Genomic DNA, 22,073 nt, shown 5'->3' with positions numbered 1-22,073 from the left:
CGTGATCGACCCCGGCTCGACAGGGGTCCGGGCACACGTTCCCGGAACTCGTGCCGCCACCGAGGCAACGCAAGCGTCCGATCTTGTGGTCATGCAGGGTGATCACACTCGTCCGACGGCCGGACCCGACCGAACCGGCCGCCCGAGAGAAAAGCGGACCATGAGATATCGCACCAGAGTGACGGCCCCGGCAGCTCTGCTCGGCACGGTGGCGGCCCTGTCCCTGGCCTCCCCGGCACACGCGGACCCGGAGACCGGCACCACTGGCCCGGAGACCGGCACGCCCGGGCCGGAGACCCTGGGGGATGCCGTCTACCCGAGCCTCGGCAACGACGGCTACCGCGTCTCGGCGTACCACCTCGACCTCGCGTACGACGCCGCCACCCGGCTCGTCGAGGCGACGGCGACGCTGACGGTCACCGCCACCCAGGAGCTGAGCCGCTTCTCCCTGGACGCGTCGGGCCTGGACATACGCACCGTGACCGTGGCCGGTGAGCCGGCCGCGTTCGAGCAGGCGGACGAGAAGCTGCGGATCACCCCCGTCACCGCGCTGCCCGCGCGGGGGACGGCCACCGTCGTCGTGGCGTACGGCGCCGACCCGCGCCGCACCCTCGCCCACACCGCCTGGGTCCCCACCCCGGACGGCTTCGCGGTCTGCCCCCAGCCGAACTCGGCGCACACCGTCTTCCCGTGCAACGACCACCCCTCGGACAAGGCGGACTTCACCTTCCGGGTCACCGTCCCGGCCGGTCTCAAGGGCGTCGCGAGCGGCCGGCTGGTGAGCGCCGAGGATCTCGGCGACGGCCGGACCGCGTACTGCTACGCGTCCCGGGAGCCGATCGCCACCGAGCTGGTGCAGATCACGGTCGGCGACTACGTGATCAAGGACCGGCAGGGTCCGCACGGCCTTCCGCTCCGGGACGTCGTCCCGACCGCCCGGGCCACCGCCCTGGAACCGGCGCTCGCCCTCACCCCGAACCTGGTGAGCTGGATCGAGCAGCGGCTCGGCGCGTTCCCGTTCGAGACGTACGGCCTGCTGCCCTGCAACAACGACGCCTCGAACGCCTTCGACTTCACGGGCCTGGAGACCCAGACCCTCACGCTGTACAAGCCGAACTACCTGCTCCAGGCGGAGAAGAGCATCGGCTCGCACATGATGCACGAGCTGGTCCACTCGTACTTCGGCAACAGCGTCAGCCCCGCCACCTGGTCCGACCTGTGGCTCAACGAGGGCCACGCCGACTTCTACGGGCTGCTGTACCGCTACGAGCGCGGCTGGGCCGACTCCCTCGGCCTGACCACGATGGAAGCCCGTATGAAGGACACGTACGCGCGCGGCGACCAGTGGCGGAAGTCCTCGGGCCCGGTCGCCGCCCCGAACGCGGTGAACCTGTTCGACAGCCAGCGCTACCTCGGCGGCGTCCTCGTCCTGTACGCGCTGCGCCGGCAGGTCGGCGAGACGGTCTTCGCCGCGATCGAGTCGACGTTCCTGGAGCGCTTCCGCAACTCCTCGGCGTCCACCGCCGACTACATCGCCGTCGCCTCGGAGGTCTCCGGCACGGACCAGTCCGGCTTCCTGCGGGACTGGCTCTACGGCACGAAGACCCCGAGGATGCCGGGCCACCCGGACTGGACGGTCACCCCGGCGGTGTCGACCCTCCGCACCCCCCAGACCCGCCCGAGCGCCCCGCACGACAACTCGGCGACCCTGTAACCGACCTGGTCGCACCGGCGCCGCCTACGGATCGACTCGCCCCCGCAACGCCCTCGCGCGATCACGCTGCATGGGGCGTTGCGGGGTCGATGGGTCGATGGGTGGATGCCGGGGTGCCGGGGTGCCGGGGTGCCGGGGTGCGATTGCCGATGTGACGGGTGGGGCGCTGCTGGGTCGTGTTCCGATCAGCCAGGTGCTGAGTGCAGGACGCCGACGCGCTCGGACGCCGATGCGCGGGGCGCGCCCACGCCAGGGGCGCTGACAGACCGGGTGCTGATGGGCAGTGTGCTGGTGGGCCGGGCGCCGGTGACAGTTCGTGCCGCTCCCCGGCGTCCCCAACACCGCCCCACCGCCTACCCCCACCTAGTCGAGCCGAGTCGCAGGCAGTTCGTTCGGCTCGATGACCGTCTCCGCGCCCCGCTGGTGAGGGATCGAGACCGAGCCCTGCTGGAGGGCGACGGTTCGCGTGGGGGCCGGGATGCGGATGCCCTCCTCGCGGTAGCGCTTGTGGAGCTGCTTGATGAACTCGTGCTTGATGCGGAACTGGTCGCTGAACTCCCCGACGCCCAGGATGACCGTGAAGCCGATCCGCGAGTCGCCGAAGGTGTGGAAGCGGACCAGCGGTTCGTGCTCGGGGACCGCGCCCTCGACCTCGGTCATGACCTCGGTGACGACCTCGCAGGTGACCCGCTCGACGTGCTCGAGATCGCTGTCGTAGGCCACCCCGACCTGCACCAGGATCGTCAACTGCTGCTCGGGACGCATGAAGTTGGTCATGTTCGTCTTGGCGAGCTCCCCGTTGGGGACGACGATCAGGTTGTTGGAGAGCGCGCGGACCGTCGTCTGACGCCAGTTGATGTCCTCGACGTAGCCCTCCTCGCCGCTGCTCAGGCGGATGTAGTCGCCGGGCTGGACCGTCTTGGACGCGAGGATGTGGATGCCCGCGAAGAGGTTGGCGAGCGTGTCCTGGAGGGCCAGCGCGACCGCGAGACCACCGACGCCCAGGGCGGTGAGCAGGGGCGCTATGGAGATGCCCAGGGTCTGGAGCACCACCAGGAAGCCGATCGCCAGGACCAGCACGCGGGTGATGTTGACGAAGATCGTGGCCGACCCCGCGACCCCCGAACGGGACGTGGTGACCGTCCGCACCAGCCCCGCGACCAGCCGCGCCGCCGCCACCGTGACGACGAAGATCAGCAGCACGGTCAGGACCTGGTTGACGGTCCGCTGAACCCCCTTCGTGAGCGGCAGCGCCGCCGCGGCGATCGCGATACCGCCCGCGATCGCCGCCGAGGGCACCACGGTCCGCAGCGCCGCCACGATCACGTCGTCACCGCCCCACTTGGTGCGGTCCGCGTGCTTGCCGAGCCACTTGAGCAGCATGCGCAGCAGGAACGCCGCCACGAGGCCCGCCACCACGGCGATGCCGGCGACGACCAGGTCGTCCATGGTGAGATCCCGTTTGAATGCCGTCACGTTGCCACCTGTTCGAGAAGTGCGGGATGTGCGATCGCATCGGCCGTGTAAAGGTTCCGTGGCCGACGCGACCGCTCATCCTGCCGTATCCGACACAGGAGTTCGTACCTGGCGGGTCGTCGGATCGCCGGGTTTCAGACGATGCCCTCGGAGAGTTCGGCCTGCTCCCGGTCGGAGTACGCGGCCGTCGTGGGCGTCCCGTACGAACGCCGGGCGATGAACCACCACACGGTGGCGAGAAGCAGGACGACGGCCAGCGCCACCGAGGCGTAGTTCATCGTGTCCACCGTCACCGGCGAGGACTGCGGCAGGCAGAACAGCACCGTCACACACGCCACCCACACCACAGCAGTCCATCCGATCGGCCTGCTCCACCGGCCCAGGCTCCACGGACCCGGCTGAAAACGACTCCCCGCGCGCAGCCGCAGGAACACCGGGATGGCGTACGCGGGTGTGATCCCGATGACGTTGATCGCCGTCACCGCGCCATAGGCGGTCGCCGAGTACAGGGAGGGCAGCGCGAGCGCCCCGGCGACCACGACCGACAGCCACACCGCCGCGACCGGCGTCTGCGTCCGGGCGCTGACCTTCCGCCAGAGCGCCGAACCCGGCAGGGCCTTGTCCCGGCTGAACGCGAACACCATCCGGCTGGCCGCCGCCACCTCGGCGTTGCCGCAGAACAGCTGGGCCACGATCACCACGACGAGCAGCGCGCTCGCCCCGTCGGTGCCGAGCCCGTCGAGCAGGATCTGGGCCGGCGGCACCCCGGTCGCGCTGGCCCGGGTGGCGTCGTAGTCCTGGATCGCGAAGGTCAGCCCTGCGAGCAGTACGAACCCGGCGATCCACGACACCCAGATCGAGCGCACGATGCCCTTCGCGGCCGACACCGAGGCGTTGGAGGTCTCCTCGGACAGGTGCGCCGAGGCGTCGTAGCCGGAGAAGGTGTACTGCGCGAGCAGCAGGCCGATCGCGGCCACGTAGACGGGGTTGTGCCAGCCGGTGTCGTTGACGAACTCCGTGAACACGAACGACGGCGACTGGTGGCTGTCCGGGACGATCCACAGGGCGCCGACGATGACCGCGACCCCGGCGAGGTGCCACCACACGCTGACCGAGTTGAGCACGGAGACCAGCCGGACCCCGAACAGGTTCAACACGGCGTGCAGCAAGAGGATCGCCACGAAGATCAGCATCGTCTTCCCCGGCGTCGGCTCGAAGCCCCACTGGAGGTTGGCGAACGCGCCCGCGAACAGGGCGGCGCCGTAGTCGATACCGGCGATAGCGCCGAGCAGACCGAGCAGGTTCAGCCAGCCCGTGTACCAGCCCCAGCGGCGCCCGCCGAGCCGGTCCGCCATGTAGTACAGGGCACCGGACGTCGGATACGCGCTGGTGACCTCCGCCAGCGCGAGTCCCACGCACAGCACGAACAGGCCGACACCGGCCCAGCCCCACAGCATCACGGCGGGGCCGCCCGCCCCCATGCCGAAGCCGTACAGGGTCATGCAGCCGGACAGGATCGAGATCACCGAGAAGCTGATCGCGAAGTTCCCGAAGCCGCCCATGCGCCGGGCGAGCACGGGCCGGTAGCCGAGCTCCCGCAGCCGCTGTTCCTCGTCGGGCTGCGGGACGTCCGGGGATATCGACGGTTCGGATGACATGCGAAGACCTCCGGTGAAGGGGCGGGAGTGGTACGGATGTCAGGTGCCGTGTGCCGCGGACCGGCTGCGCGCCCGCGCCTGGAGGAAGATCTGCACGCCCTCCGCCTGCTCGCCGTCGGCGTCGGCGCGGTAGGACCACGGCAGGGGCGTGTAGTACGGGCCGAGCGCCTCGAAGACCCGGGTCGCCTCCTCGAACCGCAGCGCGCCCCACAGCGCGTGGGCGAGATGGTTGAGGTCCAGCGGGGTGCGCTCCTCGGCGGGGGCCTGCGCGAACCAGCCGTCGTGCGCCCGGCCCGCCTCCCGGACGGCGTCCTCGGCCACCCAGTGCAGGTCGAGCGCCGCACTGTGCCCGCTGCCGCGCCGGTACCGCTCGACCCGCACGTACAGCGGCAGCACGTGGAGCGCGGAACCCGGCGGGGCCGACCCGGCGGCCCAGTGCGCGAAGCCGACCGCCTCCGCCAGCCGCCCCGAGGAGGCCTGCGCGTACAGGAACTGGAGCATGCGGTGGTGGGCCTCGCGGTTGTACGGGTCCCGCTTGTCGGCCTCGGCCAGCAGCCCCCACGGGCCCGGCGGCAGCATCGGCGCCGGTGGCTCCGCCCGGTGCTCCTCCCACAGCAGCCGCTGGTCCAGCTGCGCCAGCGCCAGCAGACACACCCACGGCACCGGGTCGTGGGCCGCGACCCGGGCGGCGGTCCGGCTGACGTCCCAGGCCTCGATCCACAGTTCGTGCGTACGGCGGTGCCGCTCGCGCCGGGCCCGCAGTGCCCGCTCCACCGCGACCCGGGCCCGCATCACCGTGGCCGGCACACTGCCGGGCTCCTCGTCGAGCCAGGTCCGCACCACGTCGGTGCCCGCGGCCGCCGCGGCCAGCACCTGGGTGCGCCGGGTCCACTGCCACCAGGCGGTGGTCCGCTCCAGCAGGCTGCGCATCGACATCCAGCGCCCGGCGCGGACCTCCTGGAGGGCCGCGCGCAGTTCCGGGTCGTGACCCGCGGGATCGTAGACGGGGCGTGCTCCTTCTCTGGCCATCACCCGCCCGCCCCGGACACGGGACCGGGCAGGACGGCGGGGTGGAGTAACAACAGCCCTCCTCGGGGCGGCGGTTGAGGAGATCGCGTGGGACGGCGGTCACTATAGGGGCGCGGAATCGCCCGCACACCACCATCCCGATCATTGCGAACGTCTTTTCACAACAGGTGAGTTGACTGGTGATCAGCCAGTCAACGGACCCGATGCGCGGCTGGTGGGGGCCGCTTGACGGGACACGGACGGCGACGGCAGGCTGTCGGTCAGTGATCACTCGGGAAGGGACGTCATGGGCGGTCCGGTGCTCGCCGTCGACCAGGGCACGTCCGGCACCAAGGCCCTGGTGATCTGCCCCGAACGCGGTGTCATCGGCACCGGGTTCGCCGAGGTACGGCCCCGCCATCTGCCCGGCGGCCTCGTCGAGGTCGATCCCGCCCAGCTCCACGACTCGGTGGTCGAGGCGGGTGCGCGTGCGCTGGCCGAGGCGGGTGAACCCGTGACCGCACTGGGCCTCGCCAACCAGGGCGAGACGGTGCTCGCCTGGGACCCGGCGACGGGCCGGCCGCTCACCGACGCGCTCGTCTGGCAGGACCGCCGGGCGTCGAGCGTGTGCACCGAACTCGCCGCTCACGCGGACGAGTTGCGGGAGCTGACCGGCCTCCCGCTGGACCCCTACTTCGCCGCGCCGAAGATGGCGTGGATACGACGGCACCTCACCCGCGAGGGAGTCGTCACCACCAGCGACACCTGGCTGGTCCACCGGCTCACCGGCGCCTTCGTCACGGACGCCGCCACGGCCGGACGCACCCAGCTCCTCGACCTCGACCGCGCCGAGTGGTCACCGCGCGCCCTCGACCTGTACGGACTGGCCGACGAACGGCTCCCGGAGGTCGTCGACAACGCCCGACAGGTGGGTGTGACAAGGGAGTTCGGCCCGGACATCCCGCTCACCGGCCTGGCCGTCGACCAGCAGGCCGCCCTCCTGGCCCAGCGGATCACCGCACCGGGCGGCGCCAAGTGCACCTACGGCACCGGCGCGTTCCTGCTCGCCCACACCGGGCCCGTGCCCCGACGCGGTGGGGCGGGGCTGGTGAGCTGTGTGGCCTGGCGGCTCGGCGGACGGACCAGCTACTGCCTGGACGGCCAGGTCTACACGGCCGCGTCGGCGGTCCGCTGGCTCACCGACCTGGGCCTCATCAAGGGCGCCGCCGACCTCGACACGGTGGGCGGCTCGGTGCCGGACAGCGGCGGGGTCACCTTCGTCCCGGCCCTCGCCGGACTCGCGGCCCCCTGGTGGCGCGGCGACCTGCGCGGCTCGCTCACGGGGCTGGGCCTGGACACCGGCCCCGGGCACGTGGTGCGCGCCCTGTGCGAGGGACTGGCGGCCCAGGTGGTCGAGCTCGCCGAGGCCGTCGCGACGGACCTCGGCTCACCCCTGGCCACCCTCCGCGTCGACGGCGGCCTCACCCGCTCCGCCCTGCTCATGCAGACCCAGGCCGACCTGCTGCAACGCCCGGTCGAGGTGTCGGCCCTCCCGGACGCGACGGCCCTGGGCGTGGGCGCACTGGCCCGCCTGGGCGCCGAACCCGCCCTCTCCGTCGCCGACGCCCTGCCGGACTGGAAACCGGCCGCGGTGTACGAGCCGAGGGTGTCGGCCGAGGAGGCGGCGGAGCGACTGGCGGTCTTCCGAAGCGCGGTCACGGCACTGCTCGAAGGAACGCCCCGATGACGCGCCCCGCAGGGGCGCGGGGAACTGCGCGACCAGCCACGACGGAGCCGCAGCCGAAGGAAGTCACCCGCCAAGGTCTCCTTCCTTCTTCGCAGTACGACGTCACCGTCATGGGCGCCGGAGTGGTCGGCAGCGCGATAGCCAGGGCTCTCGCCCACCACCCGAACCTCCGCATCGCCCTCCTCGAAGCACAGGACGACATAGGCCAGGGCAGCTCCAAGGCCAACACCGCCATCCTGCACACCGGCTTCGATGCCACCCCCGGCACCCTGGAGGCCCGCCTGGTCCGGGAGGGCGCACACCTGCTCGCCGAGTACGCGACCGCGACCGGCATCCCCGTGGAACCCGTCGGCGCCCTCCTCGTCGCCTGGAACGAGGACCAACTCGCCGCCCTGCCCCGCCTCGCGGAGAAGGCCGAGCGCAACGACTGCCCGGGGACCTCCCTGATAGGCCCGGAAGGGCTCTATGCCCGAGAACCCCACCTCGGCCCCGGCGCGCTCGGCGCCCTGCACGTGCCCGGCGAGAGCATCATCTGCCCTTGGACGACGAACCTGGCGTACGCCACCCAGGCGGTCCGCAACGGCGTCGACCTCCACCTCAACACCCAGGTCAGGACGGTCGGCCGGCACCACGACCACCACGTCCTCGACACGTCACGCGGCCCCCTCCGCACCCGCTGGCTCGTCAACGCCGCCGGACTGCACGCCGACACCCTCGACCGCGCCCTCGGCCACGACGACTTCACCGTCACCCCGCGCCGCGGCCAACTGCTCGTCTTCGACAAGTTCGCCCGCGACCTCGTACACCACATCCTGCTGCCCGTCCCCACGGCACTCGGCAAGGGCGTCCTGGTCGCCCCCACGGTCTACGGCAATGTCCTGCTCGGCCCCACCGCCGAGGACCTCGACGACAAGCGGGCCACCCTCTCCACCGCCGAAGGACTGCGAGCACTCCGCGACCAGGGCCGCCGCATCCTCCCCGCGCTGCTCGACGAGGAGGTCACCGCCGTCTACGCGGGCCTGCGCGCCGCCACCGAGCACGAGGACTACCGCATCACCGCGCACCCGGAGCAGGCGTACGTCACCGTCGGCGGCATCCGCTCGACCGGACTGACCGCCTCGCTCGCCATCGCCGCGTACGTGACGGACCTGCTCGCCGACAGCGGACTGGACCCAGGGCCGGCCGCGGACCTGGACCCGGTCCGCATGCCCAACCTCGGAGAGGCGTTCCCTCGCCCCTACCAGCGGCCCGAACTCATCGCCGCCGACCCGGAGTACGGCACCGTCGTCTGCCACTGCGAGCGGGTGACCCGGGGCGAGATCCGCGACGCGCTCACCGCCACGATCCCCCCGGCCGGACTCGACGGACTGCGCCGCAGGACCCGGGCCCGGGCGGGGCGGTGCCAGGGGTTCCACTGCGGGGCGGCGGTACGGAAGCTGTTCGAGGAGGTGCCCAGGTGAGCCGGGTGCGCCAGGTGGACGTCCTGATCGTCGGCGCCGGCCCCGCGGGACTCGCGGCCGCCGCCCGTCTGGCCACCGCGCGAGTGCCCCGGGTCGAGGTGATGGACCGCGAGTCACAGGCCGGGGGAGTACCACGCCACTGTGCGCACGGCGGCTACGGCACCTGGCGGCACCCCCTGACCGGCCCCGAGTACGCCCGGCTCCTCGTCGGCGCGGCGGAGCGCGCCGGCGCCGTCGTACGCACCCACGTCACCGCCCTCGACTGGGCGGGCCCCCTGGCACTGCACACCGTCGGCCCCGGCGGCCCGGAGACGATCGAGGCACGCGCGGTCGTCCTGGCCACCGGCGCCCGGGAACGCCCGCGCTCCGCTCGGCTGGTGCCCGGCACCCGGCCCGCAGGCGTCTACACGACGGGCGAACTCCAGCAGGCCGTGCACCTGTACGGACAGCGGGTCGGCGCACGCGCCGTCGTGGTCGGCGCCGAGAACGTCTCCTACGCGGCCGCCGCCACCGTACGGGCCGCGGGAGCGGCGGTCGTCGCCATGGTCACCGACCTCCCCCGGCCGCAGACCACCATCGCCCGCGCGGCCGACGCCCGGCTCGGACAAGGGATCCCGCTCCTCACCGACACCACGGTCACCGAACTCCTCGGCCACGGAAGGCTGTCCGGGGTCCGCGTCCGGCACCACGACGGCCGGACGGCCGTACTGCCCTGCGACACCGTCGTGTTCACCGGCGACTTCGTGCCCGAGCACGAACTGGCCCGGCGCGGCGGCCTCACCCTCGACACCGGCACCCGCGGCCCGGTCGTCGACGGCTCGCTGCACACCTCACGGCCCGGCGTCTTCGCCGTCGGCAGTGTGCTGCACGCCGTGGAGAGCGCGGCGACCGCGGCCCGGGAGGGTGCGCACGCGGCCGGTGCCGTTCTCGAAGCGCTCGCGGGAGCCGAACCTCCCGACGGCGTCCCCCTGCTGGTCGAGCCGCCCCTGCGGTGGATCGCCCCCAACCGGGTCACCCCGGCCGACCGCGGACTGCCGTACGTCCTGCGCACGACGGTGCCCCTGAACCGGTCCCTCCTGCACGTCGTTCAGGACGGCCGCACACTGCACCGCCAGGTCCTGCTCCGGGCGCTTCCGAACCGGACCCTCACCCTGGCCGCCCGCTGGACACACCGAGTCGATCCCAAGGGCGGCCCGGTGGCCGTCCAGATCACCTCACGGTGACGCCCGTGCTCGCCCGTCAGATCACCTTCAGCCGCACCAGCGCGCCCAGCGTCAGCGCGCCCGGTACCAGCGGTACCCAGACCGTGATGATCCGGTAGGCGAGCACCACCGCCGTCGCCACGGCCGCCGGGCCGCCCGCCGCCACCAGCGCCACCACCAGGGCCGCCTCCACCGAGCCGACCCCGCCCGGCGTGGGCACCAGCGCCACCGCGCAGGTCGCCGCGAGGTAGGCGAGCGCCATGTGCACGGGGGGCACCGAGAGCCCGAGGGCCTGCCCCACCGCGGCGAGCCCGGCCGCCTGGAGCGCGGGGAAGGCCAGCGAACCGCCCCACAGGGCGAGGGCCCGGGACGGGCGGGAGTGCACCGAGCGCGCCTCGCCCAGCGCGGTCCGCAGGAAGGAGCCGACGGCCGTACGGACCCGGCGGACGCCCGCGAGCACACCCACGGCCACCACCACGACCGCGCCCAGCCCCAGCAGCAGCGGACCGGCCGCCGCGTCCGGCAGCAGCGCGCCGAGGCGCAGCGCGTCGGGGAAGGCGACGAACAGCGCGGCGAGCAGCGCGAGCCGGCCGACCGACTCCGCCAGCAGATACAGGGCGAGCGCGGCCGAGGAGCGGGCGAGCGGCACCCCGCACACGGTCATGAAGCGCAGGTTGACCGCGCTCGCGCCGAGGCCCGTCGGCAGCAGGTGGTTGGCCGCGCCCGCCGCGAACTGCGTGGCCAGCAGCCGTCGCCGGGGCAGCCGCTGCACCACGGCGCCCTGCCGGGTGAAGGAGGCGGCCACCCAGGTCAGACAGGTGGTACCGGCCGCGGCGGCGAGCCACGGCCACTCGGCCTGCCGCAGATGGCCGAAGCCCTCGGCGAGCACGGACCGGTGCCGCACGGCCACGACGGTGACGAGCAGGAGCGGGACCAGACACAGGATCTGGCGGATACGGCGGACGGGGAAGCGCTGGAGTGGGCGTCCCTGGGGGAGTTCTACCGCGGTCACATCGAGAGAGGTTTTCCTCGGCGCGCCAACTGCGGGTAGCGGCAGCGGGGCCAGGGCCTTACGTGCGGTCATCGAGTCCTTCGGTCGAACGGACGGGGCCTTCGGCCGGGCGGAAGTCGTCCGGGCGTTGACCTCAACAACGCTTGAGGTCCTAAGTTCTCTCCCATGAGCATGGAGACCACAGCCTGGACACAGCTGCACAGTGTCATGAACGCCGAGCAGGAGCGCCGCCCGTTCGCCCGGGCGACGCTGCGCCGCATCGGCGCGTTCGCCCGACCGCACCGTACCCGAATCGCCCGTTTCGTCGTGCTCGGGGTGGCGACCGCGCTGCTCGCCGTCGCCACGCCCGTGCTCGCCGGGAACGTCGTGGACGCGATCGTGTCGGGCGACGACGAGGGCAAGGTCGTACGCCTGGCCCTGCTCATCGCGCTGATCGCGGTCGCCGAGGCGGCGCTCGGCATCCTCGCCCGGCGCCTGTCGGCCTCGCTCGGGGAGGGCCTCATCCTCGATCTGCGCACGGCTGTGTTCGATCATGTGCAGCGCATGCCGGTCGCGTTCTTCACACGCACTCGTACGGGAGCGCTCGTCTCCCGTCTCAACAACGACGTCATCGGCGCCCAGCGCGCCTTCAGCAACACCCTGTCCGGCGTGGTCAGCAACCTGGTCACCCTGCTGCTGACGCTTGTGGTGATGCTCACCCTCTCCTGGCAGATCACCCTGCTCGCGCTCGCCCTGCTCCCGGTGTTCGTGATCCCGGCCCGCCGCATGGGCAGCCGGATGGCCCGCATGCAGCGGGAGGCGGCCACCCTGAACGCGGCCATGGGCACCCGGATGACCGAGCGCTTCTCCGCACCCGGCGCCACCCTCGTCAAGCTCTTCGGCCGCCCCGAACAGGAGTCCGTGGAGTTCGCGGCCCGGGCCCGCCAGGTGGCCGACATCGGCGTCCGCACGGCCACCGCCCAGTCGGTGTTCATCACCGCCCTCACCCTGGTCTCCGCCCTGGCCCTCGCCCTGGTCTACGGCCTCGGCGGCTGGTTCGCCCTGCGCGGCACCCTGGAACCCGGCGCGGTGGTCTCCCTCGCCCTGCTCCTGACCCGCATGTACGCCCCGCTCACCGTCCTCGCCGGAGCCCGCGTCGAGGTGATGAGCGCGCTGGTCAGCTTCGAGCGGGTCTTCGAGGTGCTGGACCTGAAGCCGCTGATCGCGGAGAAACCGGACGCCCGCGAGGTCCCCGAAGGACCGGTCGCCGTCGAGTTCGAGGACGTCCGCTTCGGCTACCCCTCCGCCGACAAGGTCTCGCTGGCCTCGCTGGAGGAGGTCGCCGCCCTCGACACCCGCGGCGGCTCCGAGGTTCTGCACGGCGTCTCCTTCCGCGCCGAACCCGGCCAGACCGTCGCGCTCGTCGGCTCGTCCGGCGCCGGCAAGTCGACGATCGCCCAGCTGCTGCCGCGGCTCTACGACGTCGACGAGGGCGCCGTCCGGGTCGGCGGCGTCGACGTCCGCGACCTGACCGCGGGCTCCCTGCGCGCGACCCTCGGCATGGTCACCCAGGACGGCCACCTCTTCCACGACACCGTCCGCGCCAATCTGCTGCTGGCCCGCCCGGAGGCGACCGAGGACGACCTCTGGGACGCCCTGCGCCGCTCCCGCCTCGACGCCCTCGTACGGTCCCTGCCCGACGGCCTCGACACCGTGGTCGGCGAGCGCGGCTACCGGCTCTCCGGCGGTGAACGCCAGCGCATGACCATCGCCCGGCTCCTGCTGGCCCGCCAGCGGGTCGTCATCCTCGACGAGGCCACCGCCCACCTGGACAACACCTCGGAGGCCGCCGTCCAGGAGGCGCTCACCGAGGCGCTGGAGGGCCGGACGGCGATCGTCATCGCCCACCGGCTGTCCACGGTCCGGGCGGCCGACCAGATCCTGGTGGTCGAGGACGGCCGGATCGTGGAGCGGGGGACACACGGGGAACTGCTCGCCCTCGACGGCCGCTACGCGGAGCTGTACCGCACCCAGTTCGCCTCGCACGACAGCGAGGTCACCGAGGCCGACGGCGAGGTCACGGAGGCCGCCGCGGTCTAGCCGAGCGTCCCGGCCCCTGCTCCCGCGTGCGGCGGAGTCAGGGAACGAGCTGGTGCTGGTGGCCGGCGCGCCACTCGGTGAGCAGGACGGTGGCGTCGTCGTTCAGGCGGCCGCAGTGGTGGTCGAGCACCGCGTGCATCAGCCGGCGCAGGGTCTCGTGCAGCGTCTGGCGGTCGGAGTGGTGGCGCACGATGAAGTCGACGAAGCGGTCACGGCCGAACCGCTCGCCCGCGGCGTCGCGGGCGTCGACGATCCCGTCGGTGTACAGCAGCAGCCGGTCGCCCGGCTCCAGCTGCTGACGGTCGACGACGATCGGCAGCCCCAGCCCGGTCCCCATGGGGCCGGCCGGCGGGCAGACCAGCTCGACGGTCCAGCGGTGGTCGCGGATGACGAGCGGCAGCGGGTGACCCCGGTTGATCCAGGTCAGGTGCCCCGTGTCGAGATCGAGGTCGGCGAGGATGCCGGTGACGTAGCGGCTGGTCCCGAAGTGGTCCATGAGCACGTCCTCGACGGCCCGGCTCGTCTCGGTGAGCGAGGCTCCTTGGCGGCGGGCGTTGCGGCAGGCGGCCACCGCCAGGTTCGCGGTGATCCCCGCGGTGGTGTCATGGCCCATCGCGTCGAACACGGACAGATGCAGGACGTTGCCGCTGACGGCGTAGTCGAAGGCGTCACCGCCCATCTCGTAGGCGGGCTCGCTCACCGCGCCCACGGTCACGTCCTGCCCGGCGAAGGCGGACGGCGGCATCAGCTTCCACTGCATCTCCGCCGCCACGTTCATCGGCTCCGTGCGCACCAGCCGGGCGAAGGAGTCACTGCAGGACCGCTTGCTGAGCAGGACCAGGGCCACCAGCGAGGCCAGGTCGCGCAGATCCTGCCGTACGGCCTGATCGTCCCCGTCCTCCGTGTCCGCCCGCAGCGCCCCGATGCGTTCGACGCCGTCGGTCACCGGCACCCACCACCGGCGCCGGGAGCGTTCCTCGCGCGGGGGTTCGGCGACGATCGTCACCCGCTGGTAGGCGCGTCCGGGCAGGGTGCCGTCGATCCCCAGCTCCTCGCCGCCCGCCGCCGCGTCGAGACCGCGGCCGGTGATCTGCCGCAGCAGGGTCTCGCGCAGGTCGACGGCGAAGACCGCCACGTCGTACAGCCCGGCCGCGCCCGCGCGTTCCGCGATGAGACCGGGCAACTGCTCCAGCGTCACCAGGTGCGCGTCCTGCAGCAGCCGCCGCAGCATCCTCCCCGTGTCCCCGGTGTTCACCATGCCGCCACCCCGGTCCCGCGATCGGATACCGTCCGCGTACCCGCGGCGGCACACCTGACTCCTGAGCCGCGGCCGTCACTGCCGAAGCCACAGCCCAGGGGCGTGGTGCCGGGCAAGGGGGCGGAGGCGGTCAGCCGTCCTTGCCCATGGCCTTGCGTACGGCGTCCCGCGTGCGGTCGACCAGGGCCGCCACCGGCCCGAGGGTCATGTTCTTGACCGCCGACTCGGTCCCGGGGTGGGGGTGGGTCGGCGCCATCGCCTCGGCCGCCTTCACGGCGGTGGCCATGGAACCCAGGCGTGCCTTGTCCGCGTGCCGGCGGATGTGGTTGAACTCGTACCGCTCCTCCGCGCGGGCGTGCTTCATCACGTCCAGGCGCAGCGTATGGAGTTCGGGCAGGAACTTCGGGTCGTCGGTGTCCATCCCGTCGAGCCGCGACAGGACCTCCTTCGCCTCGCGCTCCTCGGCCAGCCGCTCGTCCGCGACCTTCCCGCCGTCCGGCACGGACGTGCGGGTGAAGGGACGGATGACCTCCTCCTCGGCCGTCTCGTGCACGGCCAGAAGCCGCACCAGGCTCCGGAAGGCCGACCGGCGCTCGTCCCCGGACGTCCGCTCCACCTCGTCGAAGAGGTTGCGGATGTCACCGTGCTGACGCATCAGCAGGGCCACGACGTCGGCGTCGCTCGCGGCGATCCCGGCCATGTCAGCTCCTCTCCCGGGAGGCGACGTCGGGGTGCTCGCCCTCCGTCTCGATGCGGTACTCGCGGCCGAACATCTCCCGGTGCTGGGCCATCACCCGCTCGCTGGGCGGCTCCTCGCCGCCGTGGATCTGCTCCTGCATCTTCTGGAAGCGCTCGTGGGCGTCCCGGACATAGCCGGTGCCCAGGGTCGTCAGATCCATCTGGGTGTCCAGCAGACCCCGTACGAACTGCTTGTTCTCCTCGAACGTCAGCACGTTCGGCAGCTCCGGGGCGAGGATCTCCTGCGGCTCCCGGCCGTCGTGACGGCGCATCAGGTCGCAGGCGATCCGCAGGTGTTCGAGCTCCATGTTCAGGTGGAGCTCCCAGATCGCCTTCACCTTGGGGTCGGACTCCTGCTCCATGAAGGAGTGGTAGAGGTAGCACTCGTTGTACTCGTGGTTGACGAGCTGCTCCCACCACGTCTCGCCCGGGTCGACCAGGGACTCGTAGTGGGTGACGTGCTCCTCCTCCACCATGGCGATCTCCTGGTAGAGCTGGCGGGCGATCGGCTCCATGTACTGGGGGCCGACGTTCAGGTAGAAGTTCAGGGTCTGCTGCTCGGCCGACATGATGGTCAGCGCGTGCAGCCGGGACAGCGGGTTGACCGTCGTACGGTCGTAGGGCTCGCGCACGTTGTCGACCGGGTGCCGGTGGTGGAACTTGGTCGGCCGTCCCGGCATCACCTCCGTGAGGCCCTCCACGATCGACTCCGCCTTGCGGTGCTCGATCATCTCGTAGAGGTTGGAGTACCGGTACAGGTGGTCGAAGTCCTCCAGGACGCCGAACTCGTACGCCTGCTTCAGATACGGGTCGGGCTCGTGGCGGGCGATCCAGCCGGTGAGGTCGACCGCGACCTGCTCGTAGGAGATCGTCGTCTCCAGGACCGAGGCGAGGCCGGGCAGCAGCCAGTTGACGGCCTTCTGCTGCTGTTGCTCGATGTAGCGGACCTCCGCCAGCTGCCGTTTGACCTCGAGGTCGGGACAGTGGCGGGCGAACTGGTGGCTGAAGAGGATCGCCTCGACCTCGATGCCGTTCATCGTGATGACACGGCACTTGGTGTACGGGTCACCGCGGTCGGGGTCGACGGGTTCGACGTCGAGCTCCCGCCAGTTGCGCAGCTGGCGGTCCAGGGGGATGCCTTGGTGTTCCAGTGGGTTGAAGCCCATGAGGGTCTCCTCGGCTGATGGCCGGAGCGGAGCCGCGCGAGTACCCGTGCCCGCCCGGTGTAACCGGCGGATGGAGGTCGTGTGGAGGAATCGGCCGGACCGGCGGGAGGAGGGCCGCCGGACCGGCGCGGTCCGGGCAGGTCACGTCGGCGTGTTCGTCCCGGCCGCGGCCGTCGACGTCGGTTCCGGGGGCGGGGCCGGGAACAGCAGTGCGGTGGCGGCCCGGGAGTGCAGCACGTCCAGCGTCCTGATCTGCCGTTCGGCCCGGCGCAGCAACTCCTCCAGCCGGTCGGCGTCCAGCCGTGCGTCCTGTGCCGACGCGGCGAGCAGCCCGCGCCACAGGGCCGCCTTGCCCTGCGCCCCCAGCCGCAGTGCCTCCAGCTCGATCAGCAGCGCGAGCCCGGAACGGCGCACCAGCCGCCCGTTGGGCTTCGCCCGTCCGGCCTTCTCGCCGAGCCAGGCCCCGTACACCTTGTAGTGCCGGACCGGGACGTCGAGGTCGGCGAGGAGCCGCACCAGCGCCTGCCGGTCCTGCGCGATCTCCTTGCGGAGGTTCTCCAGCGCCTCGCCGAACGGCGACCCGCGGTGTTCCTCCGCCGTGCGGCGAGCCAGCTCCGCGCCTGCCGTCGCGCCCGCCAGGTGGTCGTTGAAGTAGATCACCAGCCGCTTCTGCCGCGCCCGCCCGTCCTGGGAGGTCTGTGCCGTCGTGTTCATGGTGCCCCTCCGGCTGCCGCGTCCTGTGCCGGCCTCCGAGTGCCCCCGCAGGGCAGGTCCACCGCCTCGTCCGCCGCGGGACCCCGGCGTCGGCGCCGCGCTCGGGCCCGTCCGGCGGCCGCGTACCAGGCCGTGCCCATCAGCACGGCCAGTCCCGCTTCCGCGAGGTCCCCGCCGTAGTACATCCACTGGGCCCCCTGCCGCAGGTCCTCGGGTGCGAACCCGGCTCCGGGCGGCGGCCCGACGTAGAGGGTCCGGGCCAGCGCGCCGTGCGCGGCCCCCGCGGCCAGCAGGGTCGTACCGCGCACGGCGAGGCCCCAGCGGCGCCGCACGGGATCGAGCCCGCACACGGCGAAGGTGAACAGCACGCCCGCCGCCACCATGTGCGCCTGCACCAGGCCGTGCAGCAGCGGCCGGTGCGCCGTCGCCGCGAACAGATCCGTGCGGTACAGCAGCCACAGCCCGCCGACGTCCAGCAGGGCAGCCAGAGGAGGGAACAGCAGCAGCCCCACGGGAGCGGAGTGCGCGAGCGCCACCAAGGACCGCCGCGCCCGGCCGGGCCCGAGCGAGCGCAGGGCGAGGGTGAGGGGGCGGGCCGCGACGAGGAGCAGCGGGGCCGCCATGGCGACGACCAGGTGCCGGACCACGTGCTGGGTGAACGGCCCGCCCCAGACCTCGCCCAGCGCCGCCCAGGCCGTGACCGCGCCACCCGCGGCGAACGAGGCGTCCCGTCCGGGGGACCAGGCGTCCCCGCGCCGCCGCAGACGCCCCGCGGCCGCCAGATAGACGACGGTGACCAGCAGCGCTGCCCCGGCGAGGACCAGCTCGGCCGGCCCCGGCCCCACGGCGGGACCCGGGTGCACATGGCCGGGCGTCACGCCGGCGGCCCGCCCTCACCGTGCCGCCGTGCCGCCCGTACGGCGAGCCCCGCGCCGGTGAGGAGCAGCACCAGGCCGGCGAGGTTCCAGGCCCAGTCGTAGGGGGTGACGTCCACGCCGTAGCGGATCTGGTGCAGGTGCAGCAGCTTGTGGTCGACGATGCCGTCGAACAACTGGAAGGCGCCCATGCCGAGGAAGAGCCCCGCCCAGGCGTGGGGTGCCGACAGGGCGCGACGGCGCCGCAGATCGGCGTACAGGAAGAAACCGGCGCACAGGCCCAGCAGTTCGGCGGTGTGCAGCAGGCCGTCGGAGAGGAGGCCGGCGCCGGTCGTGGAGCGGTCGTAGAAGTGGTGCCAGCCGAGGATCTGGTGGAAGACGATCTCGTCGACCGCGGCCGTCACCGCCGCCCCGATCAGCGCGCACACGGCCATCGACCTGTGCGGCTCGGTGCGGGTGGCCGGGGCGGTGCTCGGCCGGGCCGACGCGCTCACGGCCTCACTCCTGCTCGTGTCCCTCGGCGTCCACGACGTCACGCTTGCCCGAGTGCTGCTTCTGGTCCCACTCGACCGTCTCCGGGTGGTGCAGGTCGAAGGCGGGGGACTCGGAGCGGATGCGCGGCAGGGCGTTGAAGTTGTGGCGCGGCGGCGGGCAGGACGTCGCCCACTCCAGGGAGCGGCCGTAGCCCCAGGGGTCGTCCACCTCGATCCGCTCGCCCTTCTTGGCGGTCTTCCACACGTTGTAGAGGAACGGCAGGGTGGACAGGCCCAGCAGGAACGCGCCGATGGAGGAGAGGGTGTTGAGGGCGGTGAAGCCGTCAGCGGCCAGGTAGTCGGCGTAGCGGCGGGGCATGCCCTCGGCGCCGAGCCAGTGCTGGACCAGGAACGTGGTGTGGAAGCCGACGAACAGGGTCCAGAAGTGGATCTTCTCCAGGCGGTGGTCGAGCATGGTGCCGGTCATCTTCGGCCACCAGAAGCTGAACCCGCCGAACATCGCGAAGACGATGGTGCCGAACAGGACGTAGTGGAAGTGCGCCACCACGAAGTAGCTGTCGGTGACGTGGAAGTCCATCGGCGGCGAGGCAAGGATCACCCCGGTCAGGCCACCGAACAGGAAGGTCACGAGGAAGCCGGCCGCCCACAGCATCGGCGGTTCGAAGGAGATCGAGCCCTTCCACATCGTGCCGATCCAGTTGAAGAACTTCACCCCCGTCGGCACGGCGATCAGGAAGCTCATGAAGGAGAAGAACGGCAGCAGCACGGCCCCGGTCGCGAACATGTGGTGCGCCCACACGGTCACGGACAGACCGGTGATGGCGATCGTGGCGCCGATCAGACCGACGTAACCGAAGATCGGCTTGCGGGAGAACACCGGGATGATCTCGCTGATCACCCCGAAGAAGGGCAGCGCGAGGATGTAGACCTCGGGATGCCCGAAGAACCAGAACAGGTGCTGCCACAGCAGCGGTCCGCCGTACTGGGCGTCGAAGACGTGCGAGCCGAAGTGCCGGTCGGCCTCCAGGGCGAGCAGCGCGGCCGCCAGGACCGGGAAGGCCAGCAGGACGAGCACCGAGGTGAGCAGCACGTTCCAGGTGAAGATCGGCATCCGGAACATCGTCATGCCGGGGGCGCGCATGCAGATGATGGTGGTGATGAAGTTGACCGCGCCGAGGATGGTGCCGAACCCGGCCAGCGCCAGCCCCATGATCCACAGGTCGGCGCCGACGTAACCGCTGCGGATGGGGCCGCTGAGCGGGGTGTACGCGGTCCAGCCGAAGTCGGCGGCGCCCTGCGGGGTGAGGAAGCTGCCGAGCACGATCAGGCCGCCGAACAGGAACAGCCAGTAGGAGAACATGTTCAGCCGCGGGAAGGCCACGTCCGGCGAGCCGATCTGGAGCGGCATGACCGCGTTGGCGAACCCGGCGAAGGTCGGCGTCGCGAAGAGCAGCAGCATGATCGTGCCGTGCATGGTGAACGCCTGGTTGTACTGCTCGTTGGAGAGGAACTGCAGCCCGGGGCGGGCCAGCTCCGCCCTGATCGCCATCGCGAGGACCCCGCCCATCAGGAAGAAGCAGAACGAGGTGATCAGGTAGAGATGGCCGATCTTCTTGTGGTCGGTCGTGGTCACCCAGGACACGATCACGCGGCCTCTGCTGCGCCGCTCCGCCGTCGGGACCGGAGCGACCGGTTCGGTGTGTGTGGCCATCAGCCCGCCCTGCCGTGCGTCGAGGGGTCTGCATGTCGGGCAGCGTGTAACCAGCCTGCCGGAACCTAGTCCTGCCAGTTTGTCCCTCGACCCGCCCGCGAACCCCGATAGGCGGCGCGGCGTGTCCGGGCCAGCGCGCTGACGGGGGAGAACCCGTCGAGGCTGTGGGCGTAGACGTCGTACCCCGGGCTCTCGTCCTCCTCCAGGGGCAGCGGAGTCCTCACTGTCAGCACGCCGAAGGGCCGCCAGGACCGCCCTGATGCCCCTGACACTGACACTCCTGATGCCCCGGCTGTTTCGGATGTCCCGGCTGTCTCCGCGCACAGGTCGAGGACGAGCGGTCCGGACGCCAGGGCCTCGCGCAGCCGCGCCGGGTCGCCGTACACCGGCGCCGGCCGGGACCGGCGCGGGAAGGCGGCCAGGACACCGCGCCGGTCCCCGACCCGGTAGGGGAGGAGGCTGGAGTACGGACCGCCCAGCACGTCTGTGCGCGGCAACGGGACATGACAGGTGATCCGGCCGCGGCCACAGCTCGTCATCAGCAGGTCCAGCGTGCGGCCCGGGCCGTCGGCGTCCGCCACGCGCACCGCCAGGCCCAGTCCGTCGGGCAGCCGCCGGGGCAGACCGGCCGCGCGCGAGAGCCTGACCCTGGCGGCGTACCGGCCGGGGGAATCCAGCCAGGACACCCCCCAGGGTTCACTGCCGTCGGCGACGATCTCCAGATCGGCCGTGCAGGTCAGTCCCCGCGGGTGCAGGGCGGGGGCCCGCCGGAGCCGGGCCAGCCGGCGGAAGCCGGTCTCCGCCGCGGCGACGGGCCGTGGCTCGGGCAGCCGGCCGAGGTCCTTGCGCTCGTCCCGCCGCCCGAGGTTCTGGTGCTCGTCCCGCCTCACGGACCGGACCAGCCGCTCTCCCACTCCGCGCGCTCCTCGCCCTGCTCGGGCTCCTCGTCCTCCGTGTCGTCGCCCTCCGCCTGTGAAGGCGTGGTCCGGGGCACGTCACTACGGCCGGACGTCTCCTCCTCCGGTACGTCTTCCTCGCGCTCGCCCTCCGCCTGGGACGGGGTCTGTTCACTCATCGTCGGTCCTCCTGCGGGATGTCCGCTGTCCGGGGTGGGTGTGCCGTGCTGGGGGTGCCCTGCCGGCCCTTGGGGGAGAGGTGCTCCTGGGAGCTCGTGGGCACGCGGTGCAGCAGCTGATCGTCCTGCTCGCCGTACTGGCCGGTACGTACCAGCGGGGGCGAGTAGGCGTGGATGGTGACGGTCCGGCCGCCACCCGGTTCGCGGCGCATGCGGTGGATGAAGGTCTGGTCGAAGCAGAAGCCCTCGCCGGCCGGCACCCGGTCGCCCACCGGCCGGTGCCCGAGGCGTAGATGCTCGTGCCGGATCGCGCCGTGGGCCACGTGCACGGCGCCGCCGGAGTGGTCGTGGTCGTGGTAGCCCGTGTCGTGGTCGTCCGCCAGCCACTCCAGGACCCAGACGCCGAGGTGCTCGTCGAGAAAGATCTCCGCATAGCCCCGGTCGTCGGTGGAGTGCTGGAGCAGGTCGGACCACAGGGACTCGTCCTCGGCGACGGCTCTGGCGACTTTCCGGAGTTCCCCGGCGTCGAGCACACGGCCCGGCGGCGGGAAGGGCAGTCGGTTCCTCATCGCCTTCCGCTCCTCGTGTGCGCCCTGCCCAGAGCCTGCTCGCTCGGCCTTCCCATACGTCACCTCTTCGTCGGGACGGCCGGGTACCCCTGGCCGGGTGTCCTCACTCCGGCCCCT

General features: G+C 72.1%; 19 protein-coding genes. 5 read left to right on the top strand and 14 right to left on the bottom strand.

Annotated elements, in window-relative coordinates:
* Positions 1-160 precede the first annotated feature (160 nt).
* Complete coding sequence (locus OHN19_RS05420; protein WP_330263029.1) at positions 161-1,714, top strand: M1 family metallopeptidase; 1,554 nt, start codon at positions 161-163, stop codon at positions 1,712-1,714.
* A 363-nt stretch (positions 1,715-2,077) separates the two neighbouring features.
* Here OHN19_RS05420 and OHN19_RS05415 read toward each other — a convergent pair whose 3' ends face one another.
* The 3 genes from OHN19_RS05415 to OHN19_RS05405 form a co-directional block, all read right to left on the bottom strand.
* On the bottom strand, positions 2,078-3,163 hold the full coding sequence (locus OHN19_RS05415; protein ID WP_330269535.1) for a mechanosensitive ion channel family protein: 1,086 nt from the start codon (positions 3,161-3,163) through the stop codon (positions 2,078-2,080).
* A 161-nt stretch (positions 3,164-3,324) separates the two neighbouring features.
* The gene (locus OHN19_RS05410; protein ID WP_330263028.1) at positions 3,325-4,848 is read right to left on the bottom strand and encodes an amino acid permease; all 1,524 of its coding nucleotides are present in this window, start codon (positions 4,846-4,848) and stop codon (positions 3,325-3,327) included.
* A gap of 39 nt (positions 4,849-4,887) precedes the next feature.
* Positions 4,888-5,877, bottom strand: a complete 990-nt coding sequence (locus tag OHN19_RS05405; protein ID WP_330263027.1) for a hypothetical protein — start codon at positions 5,875-5,877, stop codon at positions 4,888-4,890.
* A gap of 286 nt (positions 5,878-6,163) precedes the next feature.
* Between OHN19_RS05405 and OHN19_RS05400 the strand changes: the two genes are divergently transcribed.
* From OHN19_RS05400 to OHN19_RS05390, 3 genes are all read left to right on the top strand, one after another.
* A complete protein-coding gene (locus OHN19_RS05400; RefSeq protein WP_330263026.1) occupies positions 6,164-7,603 on the top strand; it encodes an FGGY family carbohydrate kinase in 1,440 nt (479 codons plus the stop codon).
* Between the two features lie 110 nt (positions 7,604-7,713).
* A complete protein-coding gene (locus OHN19_RS05395; protein ID WP_330269534.1) occupies positions 7,714-9,063 on the top strand; it encodes an FAD-dependent oxidoreductase in 1,350 nt (449 codons plus the stop codon).
* Positions 9,060-10,286 (top strand): NAD(P)/FAD-dependent oxidoreductase, encoded by a 1,227-nt coding sequence (locus tag OHN19_RS05390; protein ID WP_330263025.1) that lies wholly within the window; start codon positions 9,060-9,062, stop codon positions 10,284-10,286. Before OHN19_RS05395 ends, OHN19_RS05390 begins: the two co-directional genes overlap by 4 nt.
* A 16-nt stretch (positions 10,287-10,302) precedes the next feature.
* Here OHN19_RS05390 and OHN19_RS05385 read toward each other — a convergent pair whose 3' ends face one another.
* On the bottom strand, positions 10,303-11,277 hold the full coding sequence (locus OHN19_RS05385) for a lysylphosphatidylglycerol synthase transmembrane domain-containing protein (RefSeq protein ID WP_330263024.1): 975 nt from the start codon (positions 11,275-11,277) through the stop codon (positions 10,303-10,305).
* Between the two features lie 171 nt (positions 11,278-11,448).
* On the opposite strand from OHN19_RS05385, the gene OHN19_RS05380 reads away from it, so the two are divergent.
* Positions 11,449-13,356, top strand: coding sequence for an ABC transporter ATP-binding protein (locus OHN19_RS05380; RefSeq protein WP_330269533.1), 1,908 nt, complete (start codon positions 11,449-11,451; stop codon positions 13,354-13,356).
* 37 nt (positions 13,357-13,393) lie between these two features.
* Here the strand turns inward: OHN19_RS05380 and OHN19_RS05375 are convergent, their stop codons facing one another.
* The 10 genes from OHN19_RS05375 to OHN19_RS05330 all read right to left on the bottom strand — a co-directional run bounded on the left by OHN19_RS05375 (position 13,394) and on the right by OHN19_RS05330 (position 21,956).
* Positions 13,394-14,614: a PP2C family protein-serine/threonine phosphatase gene (locus OHN19_RS05375; RefSeq protein ID WP_330263023.1), complete on the bottom strand. Its 1,221-nt coding sequence runs from the start codon at positions 14,612-14,614 to the stop codon at positions 13,394-13,396.
* A 130-nt stretch (positions 14,615-14,744) separates the two neighbouring features.
* Positions 14,745-15,314 carry a hemerythrin domain-containing protein gene (locus OHN19_RS05370; protein WP_330263022.1) on the bottom strand — a complete coding sequence of 190 codons (570 nt, stop codon included), beginning with the start codon at positions 15,312-15,314 and terminating at the stop codon, positions 14,745-14,747.
* Between the two features lies 1 nt (position 15,315).
* A complete protein-coding gene (locus OHN19_RS05365) occupies positions 15,316-16,518 on the bottom strand; it encodes a hypothetical protein (protein ID WP_330263021.1) in 1,203 nt (400 codons plus the stop codon).
* A 141-nt stretch (positions 16,519-16,659) separates the two neighbouring features.
* Complete coding sequence (locus tag OHN19_RS05360) at positions 16,660-17,232, bottom strand: hypothetical protein (RefSeq protein WP_330263020.1); 573 nt, start codon at positions 17,230-17,232, stop codon at positions 16,660-16,662.
* The gene (locus tag OHN19_RS05355; protein ID WP_330263019.1) at positions 17,229-18,110 is read right to left on the bottom strand and encodes a cytochrome c oxidase assembly protein; all 882 of its coding nucleotides are present in this window, start codon (positions 18,108-18,110) and stop codon (positions 17,229-17,231) included. The genes OHN19_RS05360 and OHN19_RS05355 overlap by 4 nt, the downstream gene beginning before the upstream one ends.
* Positions 18,107-18,541 carry a DUF2243 domain-containing protein gene (locus tag OHN19_RS05350; RefSeq protein ID WP_330269532.1) on the bottom strand — a complete coding sequence of 145 codons (435 nt, stop codon included), beginning with the start codon at positions 18,539-18,541 and terminating at the stop codon, positions 18,107-18,109. Before OHN19_RS05350 ends, OHN19_RS05355 begins: the two co-directional genes overlap by 4 nt.
* A gap of 64 nt (positions 18,542-18,605) precedes the next feature.
* Positions 18,606-20,312 carry a cytochrome c oxidase subunit I gene (gene ctaD / locus OHN19_RS05345; protein WP_330263018.1) on the bottom strand — a complete coding sequence of 569 codons (1,707 nt, stop codon included), beginning with the start codon at positions 20,310-20,312 and terminating at the stop codon, positions 18,606-18,608.
* 65 nt (positions 20,313-20,377) lie between these two features.
* On the bottom strand, positions 20,378-21,226 hold the full coding sequence (locus OHN19_RS05340; RefSeq protein ID WP_330263017.1) for a phosphodiesterase: 849 nt from the start codon (positions 21,224-21,226) through the stop codon (positions 20,378-20,380).
* A complete protein-coding gene (locus OHN19_RS05335; protein WP_330263016.1) occupies positions 21,199-21,387 on the bottom strand; it encodes a hypothetical protein in 189 nt (62 codons plus the stop codon). The genes OHN19_RS05340 and OHN19_RS05335 overlap by 28 nt, the downstream gene beginning before the upstream one ends.
* Positions 21,384-21,956: a cysteine dioxygenase gene (locus OHN19_RS05330; RefSeq protein ID WP_330263015.1), complete on the bottom strand. Its 573-nt coding sequence runs from the start codon at positions 21,954-21,956 to the stop codon at positions 21,384-21,386. The genes OHN19_RS05335 and OHN19_RS05330 overlap by 4 nt, the downstream gene beginning before the upstream one ends.
* Positions 21,957-22,073: the final 117 nt, after the last annotated feature.

This window comes from Streptomyces griseorubiginosus (assembly GCF_036345115.1).
In the GTDB taxonomy this organism is placed as follows: domain Bacteria; phylum Actinomycetota; class Actinomycetes; order Streptomycetales; family Streptomycetaceae; genus Streptomyces; species Streptomyces griseorubiginosus_C.
The sequence above is the reverse complement of the archived record's forward strand: the minus strand, read 5'-3'. Positions and strand labels throughout refer to the sequence as shown.